This window comes from Corynebacterium sp. c24Ua_83 (assembly GCF_039907245.1).
In the GTDB taxonomy this organism is placed as follows: domain Bacteria; phylum Actinomycetota; class Actinomycetes; order Mycobacteriales; family Mycobacteriaceae; genus Corynebacterium.
In genome coordinates this window covers 1-1,408 of record NZ_JASBOI010000047.1, presented here as the reverse complement: position 1 = coordinate 1,408, position 1,408 = coordinate 1, and the positions used below count along the sequence as shown (strand labels likewise).

Below are 1,408 nucleotides of genomic sequence, written 5' to 3'. Positions count from 1 at the left end.
GGGTTAATAGACAAAAAGTGTGTCCGCTCGGCGTGTCGCCGGGGTGGGTCCCTTTTTATTTCATTGGTCCTTTCCGGATGCCTAAGTTGTGTTGGTATTCGGTTGGGATAGCGTTGTCGTAGAAGGCTGGTCGTCCTGTTTCGTGGTCGGCTGTGTTGTGGTCTTCTGGGACGAGATCGTTGACTTTGGCGAGTTGATCTTGTCCGAAATTGCACTGCCTGGCGATCTTTAGCGGATCGTCAGGCAGCTGCTTTTTCGAGTACAGGTACCATTCGAGCATTTTGCGTTGCCGTTCTCCTGCTCTGCCGCGGTGTGCATCAGCGATGCGTTTGAGTTGAGCGTTAATGCCGCCTTCAAGACTGTTCGTAGTCGCTGCCCACCGGGCTGGGTCGAGTGCTTCTGGTGGGGGCTGCAGGTAGATAAACAGCCAGTTGTTGCGGGATAGGTGCAGAAGCGAGTGGTATGCCTTGCGCACTCGGATATGTGTCCATTCCCACTGTTTATTGAGCGTGCGATGTTCTTTGGGCAATGGTGTTTTTTCGTTGAGGAACCGTTGGTAGACCTGCCCGAAGTCGTGCAGGCGTAGTGTCCAGTCGCGTGCTTGGTCCACGGTGGTGATCTTGGTCAGTGTCAGCGCGAGGGCGTAGATGGCTTTGCCGGCGTCGGTGCGTGGTCGTGATGTGGTGTAGCGGCGGATGACGCGTTGGGCATGCACTAGGCAGCGCTGGATGAGGGCATGTGGCCAGCAGGCTTTGATTGCTGAGTAGGCGCCTTGCCCGCCGTCGAGGACCACACATAATGGTTCGGCGATACCTCGCAGTAGTTGTGTGTAGGCGTGGGCTGACTCGCGTTTGGCCCAGTGCCAGGAGATGACGTGGTCACGGCTTGCGGCTACCAGTAGGCATCCGGCGTCGGTGTAGGTGCCGTCGATGAAGATTTGGTCGTAGACCCGGTTGGGGTCTGGGGTGTTGGGTACATCGACGAGCCACAACGAGGTGAATCGGCGGTCGAGTGTGCGCCGGGAGACGTTCAAGGCGTCGGCCACATCGGTCAGAGAAGCCGTGCCGGTGACGTAGGCGTGAAATGCTTTGAAATCCCGGGTGCGGGTCTGATCGGGACGGCGGTGTGTGGTGGAGGTTCCGCAGTCAGGGTTTTTACATCGCCACCTGGTTGTCCCTTTGGTTGTAGTGCCGTTTTTCTTCATTTGCCCAGTACATACGGGGCATCGTGGTCTGTTTGGTGTCACCGGCAAAGCTAACCAGCATCCGGCTACCACACTGGGGCGCCGTTCCGGTGGATTGAAGGAAAATCGGGCCCGAATAAGGTCTGGAACCTTATTCAAGCCCGGTTTACATAGACTGATCAGCAGATATGCTGAAAATCAGACACACTTTTTGTCACTTAACCC

General features: G+C 56.4%; 1 protein-coding gene. It reads right to left on the bottom strand.

Features of this window, described 5'->3' with window-relative positions; genetic code table 11:
• Nucleotides 1-55 precede the first annotated feature (55 nt).
• Entirely contained in the window at nt 56-1,246 is a 1,191-nt protein-coding gene (locus QKE30_RS10760; RefSeq protein ID WP_347934777.1) for an IS1249 family transposase, read from the bottom strand.
• Nucleotides 1,247-1,408: the final 162 nt, after the last annotated feature.